The organism is Lyngbya sp. PCC 8106 (assembly GCF_000169095.1).
In the GTDB taxonomy this organism is placed as follows: domain Bacteria; phylum Cyanobacteriota; class Cyanobacteriia; order Cyanobacteriales; family Microcoleaceae; genus Capilliphycus.
Window position 1 is genome coordinate 22,348 of sequence record NZ_AAVU01000064.1, and the last position, 6,642, is coordinate 28,989.

Consider the following 6,642-nt stretch of genomic DNA (forward strand, 5'->3'; position numbering starts at 1 on the left):
AGTCTTCAAACCGGATCACTGATTGATTGAGTTTGTTGATTGACCACCAACCCAATCCCTCTGTCTTCGTGCTGGCGATTGCTCATAAAAACTTAATTTTATGTTGAACCCCCAGACGTAAATTCTATTTCTGACTCTGAGCGAGGAAGTTCAGATTGAGTCTCAAATTTCGGGATTGAGAGAGTTTCATCAGGAACCTTATATTCCATCTCCGTTTCTAAGTATGGGTCAGAATAGGAACTTGAAGGAATAGCCGGACTCTCCTCTGGCTGTTCGGAAGACATCGGGAGATCGTTCGGGAAGTTGGAGTCGGTCTCTACTGAATTATAAAGCTCAGACGAAGCGGGATAACTCGGAGAATAATATTCATTCGACTCTACCGACGACGGAGAAGTTGTAGAGTCGATCTCACGGCGAGGATATTCCTCTGAAGAATAACGGGGTGAGTCTAAAGTCGCTGGACTGGGATAATCATTAGAGGTCGTTCTCACCGGAGTCGAAGTTGAGTAGGAACTCTGGGGATAATTCGGTGTTGAATATTCTGAGGAGTTGGAGGAGTAAGAACTCGGATAGCTTTGATCACGAGAATACTCAGAAGAATAGCTCGAAGAATCGGACGAATAGGAATCGGTTGTTGAGGTCTGCGACTCTGAGTAATAACCGTCAATAGAACTCGGTTGAGATTCGACGGTCTGATAATCCTCGGATTCGACTGTCCAGTCGCTTGTATAATCTTCCGTCCACGCTTCCTCTGAAGCCATCTGTCGTGTCGATTCTTTTCCGTTCAATATATCTGAGTCTCGGTAGTCAAAATCTCGCTCACTCTCACCTGTGATTGAGTCTGTAACCAATTGACTCTTAACAGATGGCTCTTGAAATACTGGCTTTGAGGGGTCATAGTCGGGGAATTGCTGATCAAAAGATTTTTCGGGTTGTAAAACGGTGGTCTGTGGCTGAACTCCACCATAAACTCGCGTCAAATAAAATCCGACACAACCGGAGAACATTGCGGTAATCATAAACACAAACGGAACAAACCCCGGAATTGAGGAGAATCTAAACAGAGGGGTGAATTGTTTATTGTCGGTCTGATCACCAGACGAGTATGACTCTGATGATGTTTCTCGATGATGATCTCCAGCGTGAGAACCCACAGATGAGGTTGTGACCTGATCTGATTCATCTTCAGTCACCCCAGATTCAACGACAGAATAATCTTCTAATTCGGGGAGAAAAGCTAACCATTGCTCTAGGCTTTGGGGTCGATGTTGCTGTTCTAACTCCAATCCCCACAAAATCACTCGTTCTAAGGTCGGACTCAGATCCGGTCGCAGTTGTCTCAAACTCGGTTTAGACGGACTCAACAACGTTTCTGTCACCCCAGACAAACATAACGGTGCTTCTAAAGGTGGCGTACCTGTTAATAACCAATATAAGATTGCAGCCAAACTATAGATGTCGGTGGCTGTCGTTAACTTTTCGTGAGGTAAATATTGTTCTAAAGCTGCATATCCTCCCGATAGGCTACGGCTTCCGAGATAGGGTTGAGTCATTGCATCTGTTAACCGACTGGCGATTCCAAAATCGGTTAAAATCAACTGCTCGGTTTGTTCGGCTCGCACAATGACTTCAGGAGTGAGGTTACAGTGAATGATTCCTTGTTGATGAATCTCGCTCAATGCAACCGCAATTTGACGAATAAATCGAACCGCTTGAGTCACAGAGAGTTGTGAACCCAACCCCAGCGAGTCGATCAAAGGCTGACCTGAAATATAGTTCATCACCATAAAAGGTAAGCCTCGATCTTCAAACACTTCCAAAACTTTCACTAGGTTTGGATGCTGACATTGGCTTAGACATCGAGCGACAGCCTTGAAATGATACTGAAACTGAGCAAACTCTGTATGATGGCGTAAATTTGGGTTAACCGTTTTAATCGCCACCATTTGCTGGCGACGAATATCGACTGCGCCATAGGTGATTCCATACTCTCCCCGACCCAATACACGCTCAATTTTGTATTGGCCATTATTCAGGATGGTTTCAGCTTTTGAACTCATTTGCTTGAATGCCAACTTTCCCCCTTATACTACCGTCTCGATTTTGTTTGAGTCCTGTGAGTTGTGAGGTCGCCGTACATAGTCTACATCAGTTGCGAGAATTCTAGTGCAACCCGATCTGAAAACCTAAAATGACGCGGGAAGAAGTTAGCCAGTTGTTTTAACGACTGGATGAATAATGACACGGCAGGTTTTAACCTGCTGTTACTTTCCTCTCTGGTTCTCAATATACTTTTTAATAGTTTCAGTAGAAGCATTTCCAGTGGTCGCACAGAAATAACTAGGAGTCCAAAGAGTCGGTAATTTGAGCAGATGTGGATACTCCTTTCTCAAGTGATGTGATGCCCTTCCCTTTATTCTCTTAATTATCGTTGAAGGAGCAAAAATTGGGTCAACCTCTAAGAATAGATGCACATGATCAGGTATGACTTCTAGAGCTATTAATCTCCAATTATTTTCCGAGCAAAGTTCAAATATTATGTCTTGAAGCCTCATCGCCACCTCATCCACCAGAACTTTCTTTCTTCTCTTTGGACAAAAGACAAAATGGTAGTTAAGTAGTGTTACCGAGTGTGGGTTTATGCGGTATTCACGCCTAGTTACGTTTCATTAACTGTATTTCAAAGTGGTTTATTAGTGCTAGTATATCTACGGGAGGTGATAAAAATGTACGGATGTCAACAACACTTGATTGATTCCACCCCAGATGTTTTGGCTATACTTGAATATATCTGCTCAGAGTCAAACAAGCTAACCAATTGCGGAATTTATTTGTGTCGTCAAATGTTTTTCAAAGCCAATCACTTTTTGTCAAAATATGACCTTGACAGAATGTTAAAAAGCAACCCGCATTTCAAAGCCTTACGATCAGCTTGCGCTCAACAGACATTGCATGGCGTGGTTGAATCATTCAACTCTTATCTCTAGGCTGATTAAAATGTACAAGCAAGGTGAGTTAGCCAATAAACCCAGGTTCCCCAAGTACAGAAAGAAAGGCGGCTTGGCAGTTGTAAGCCATCCTAAACGATGGGTGAAACTAGCTGATGGTCAGCTAAAGTTCTCTTTGGGGAAGCAGGTAAAAGCGTGGTTTGGATTAGATAGCTTTACCTTGGCAATGCCAAGCAATTTGAATTTTAATGAAATCAAATAATTTAGATTTGTGCCTCGTAATAACAGTTTTTATTTAGAGTTTGTTTATGGACAACCGAAAGTAAAACAAGCTGAACAATCTGGTCACATACTTGGAATTGATCCGGGATTAAATAACTGGTTAACCTGTGTTAGTACAACGGGTAAATCATTCATCATTGATGGTAAAAAGGTTAAGTCTCAAAATCAATGGTATAACAAGCAAGTTGCAAAACTAAAGACAGGGAGAGAACAAGGGTACTGGGATGAAAATCTAGCGGCTATTACCGAAAAACGCAACCGCCAAATGCGCGACAACGTTAACAAAGCCGCAAGGTTTATTATTAACTGGTGTCTTAAGAATAGAGTCTCAACCATTGTATTTGGATGGAATCAACGAAACAAAGACAGTATCAATATTGGCAAGAAAAATAACCAATCTTTTGTACAGGTTCCTACCGCTAAATTAAAATCCCGCATTTCTCAACTCTGTGAACAACACGGGATAGATTTTGTTGAGACTGAAGAATCTTACACCTCAAAAGCCAGCTTTTTAGATAGTGATATCTTACCTGCATTTGGTGAAAAACCCGTAGGCGAAGCCACTCCGAAGGAGTTAGGGTGGAAATCGTCAGGAAAGCGAATTAAAAGAGGCTTGTTCAAAGATTATCAGGGACAATTAATCAACGCTGATTGCAATGGCAGTGCCAATATAATCCGTAAAGCAAAAGTACCAACACAGCTTTTAGCCAAGGTTGTTAGGGGAGTTTTGAGTCTCCCGCATCGATATAATCTAGACAGTCTTTCTAGATTGTATCGTAAGCAACATTGTGAAGAAGATTTTAATCTGTGTAACAATTCCGCTTAGAATCCAGGTTTTTTAAAGCCTGGAGAACTCAAAGGCACTCTTAGGTGACAGAGGATAAGGGACAGGGGACAGGGAAGTTTACTGACTACCTGTATTTCGCACATTAATTATTTTTTTGAGCAGATCAAACCAAAAAGATGCTCCCATTGAAATTGCGATCGCCGTGAGTATCCATCCGAGTATGGCTTGAGCAATTACAAAACTAATTTGTGATCCTCGAACTCCTCCTGCATTTGTACTGATTTCTGGTTTTAAATTAAATTGTTCGTTTATATTCTCCTGAGTCCATCCTAGAGGTAAGGATGAAAAATTAATGATAAATTGGGTTAAATCTTGAGTGAGATCAGAAGAATATTGTGAAGGTTCGACAGGTTCATCAGAATACAGAGATGTTTGAATCTCATAAAATTGATTAACTTCTTGAGATAATTGATATTGTAAAAAAGGTTCTTTGTAGAGGCGACTGGCAATATTCAAAGTATCGGCATTTAAAATAACCGCAAATAGAAAACCAAAGAGTAATGTCTTCCATTTTACCTGACGTTTATACACTCCAGAAGCCCTATCCATAGCCTGAGAAAACCAGTTCATGATTTCGGCTTCTAAGGCGGCTAGATAACTCCCTAGCTCGTCTTGTTTGAGATTGGCTTGTACGGCTAAAACTTTAAATAGTTTAATTTGATCTCTACAAAGTATTGATTGAATTTGATCGGATTCTAGGGCTTCAATAAACTGTTCTGACTCTAAATCAACAATTATAGAATCAATAGAAGATTTTTCTAGAAGACTATCTATTAAAGCAAATGCAAAAATATTCTTAGGAATATAAGATGGCCCAACAAAGTTTTTCCCTTGTTCGGTTTTATAATCTTTCAAAGACTTAACTAAAGGATGCTCATATAAAGACTCCGCCATCTTTTCACCTACAATAGAATGGATCGAACGATATAAACTTTTAGCTCGACTATCCCAAAATAAGGTTGACAAAAGTTCTTGGAGATCAGAAACCAATAAACTCAACAGCAAATAAACAAAAAATAAACCCAGAGCAATATTGAGAACAGAAGGGAAACTCATATAATCTTTTCAAAAATTAGAATAGGGAGGCATCTGAAAACAGCACCTCCACTTTATCATTCAATTTCAATTTTTCAAACAGCCATAAATACTCAAATTTGATCGCGAACACGTTCTGTCAATTCTGCTAACGCCTCTGAAACATTCACCTCAAAAGAAATCGGATCATCTAAACGTCGAACTTCAGGAGAAAGACTCGCCACAGAAGCCGCAGTTCGTTGAGCAATTGTCTCCAACGGTTCAGGAGAAACTATTCGTTCACCCGCTTTAACCATCAGCTGCATTAATTCAACCTGAGAAATAGATTGACCATTTCCTGACTCAACCTCGGGTCTTTTTTCATCGGCTAAAATTAAATAGTCTTCCGTTATTTGACCTTGCTTAAAGATGCGAAGAATTTGCTTTCTCCCCGGATAAGTCGCCTTACCACTGGCTTTTTTCATCACGGAATGATCATCAATTTCTACCAACTTATAAACTCCATTCACCGGAGAACCGCTTACCAGTTTCGTCCCCATTCCATACCCATCAATTTCTGCATTTTCAGTTTTCAGTCGAGCAATTTCATATTCATCAATATCTCCACTGGCAAAAATAGAAACACCCGGTAAAAGCGATCGCACTTGTTTAGACAATGAAGCTAAATCTCCCGAATCTAATCGTACTCCTTTTACATCCATTTTACCCTGGTTAATTTTCTCTGCTAACCGACGTGCCGCTTCTACAGTATCATAAGTATCAATTAACAGTGTCGAACCCGGAAAATGCCGAAAAAACGCCGCAAATGCTTCATCTTCTCCACCTTCTAAAGCACCCACCGCCATCACTAACGAATGCGCCATTGTTCCCACAGGTTCGCGTCCCAATTTTAAAGCCGCCAACACGTTAGAGGTTGAGTCTAGTCCCGCAGCCAAAGCCGCTCTAGCCGCCCATACTGAGGCTTGAGGACTAAATGCTCGTCGGGTGCCAAATTCTAATAATTTGACTTTTGAGCCTGCCACATCCCGCAGACGTGCCGCACGAGTTGCAATTAAGGTCTGATAGTTGAGGGTGTTGAGGAGAAAGGTTTCTACAATTTGTGCTTGCCACAACGGGGCTTCTACACGCAACAGGGGTTCATTGGGGAAAATAGCGGTTCCTTCGGGGACAGCCCAAACGTTTCCCGTGAATTTGGCATTTTCTAAGAGTGACCAAAAGGCTTGAGGGGCGTTTGCAAAGATTTTTAGCGATCGCAATGCTTCAATTTGACGGGTAGTGAAATGAAATTTCTCTAAATAGTCTAAGGCTTGGGCAAGTCCCATCGCAATTAAATAGCCGTATTTGTCGGGGAGTCTGCGGGTGAACAGTTCAAAACTCGCCCATTGTTGATCAACTCCTTCTCCTGCATAACAAGCGGCCATTGTCAACTCGTACAGGTCGGTTAACAGGTTATTGTCCTCGGGGGTGAGGGTGAGTTGTTGGTCTTCGTTGATCGCCTCTTGCAGAATTGAGGACAAACGTTCGGGCTTG

At 41.5% G+C, this 6,642-nt stretch carries 6 protein-coding genes; 2 read left to right on the top strand and 4 right to left on the bottom strand.

The window, feature by feature from the left end:
• Nucleotides 1-98: 98 nt before the first annotated feature.
• Together L8106_RS30070 and tnpA are read right to left on the bottom strand one after the other, a co-directional pair.
• Complete coding sequence (locus L8106_RS30070) at nucleotides 99-2,060, bottom strand: serine/threonine-protein kinase (RefSeq protein ID WP_009787727.1); 1,962 nt, start codon at nucleotides 2,058-2,060, stop codon at nucleotides 99-101.
• 204 nt (nucleotides 2,061-2,264) lie between these two features.
• A complete protein-coding gene (gene tnpA / locus L8106_RS27015; protein ID WP_039897381.1) occupies nucleotides 2,265-2,642 on the bottom strand; it encodes an IS200/IS605 family transposase in 378 nt (125 codons plus the stop codon).
• Nucleotides 2,643-2,997: 355 nt separating this feature from the next.
• Here tnpA and L8106_RS33990 point away from each other — a divergent pair, with 355 nt between their 5' ends.
• Both L8106_RS33990 and L8106_RS27020 read left to right on the top strand, forming a co-directional pair.
• A complete protein-coding gene (locus L8106_RS33990; RefSeq protein WP_232228585.1) occupies nucleotides 2,998-3,210 on the top strand; it encodes a hypothetical protein in 213 nt (70 codons plus the stop codon).
• 9 nt (nucleotides 3,211-3,219) lie between these two features.
• Complete coding sequence (locus L8106_RS27020; RefSeq protein ID WP_009787730.1) at nucleotides 3,220-4,056, top strand: RNA-guided endonuclease TnpB family protein; 837 nt, start codon at nucleotides 3,220-3,222, stop codon at nucleotides 4,054-4,056.
• A gap of 78 nt (nucleotides 4,057-4,134) precedes the next feature.
• Here L8106_RS27020 and L8106_RS27025 read toward each other — a convergent pair whose 3' ends face one another.
• Both L8106_RS27025 and L8106_RS27030 read right to left on the bottom strand, forming a co-directional pair.
• Nucleotides 4,135-5,133, bottom strand: coding sequence for a hypothetical protein (locus tag L8106_RS27025; RefSeq protein ID WP_009787731.1), 999 nt, complete (start codon nucleotides 5,131-5,133; stop codon nucleotides 4,135-4,137).
• Nucleotides 5,134-5,225: 92 nt separating this feature from the next.
• Nucleotides 5,226-6,617, bottom strand: coding sequence for a nicotinate phosphoribosyltransferase (locus L8106_RS27030; protein WP_369749714.1), 1,392 nt, complete (start codon nucleotides 6,615-6,617; stop codon nucleotides 5,226-5,228).
• Nucleotides 6,618-6,642: the final 25 nt, after the last annotated feature.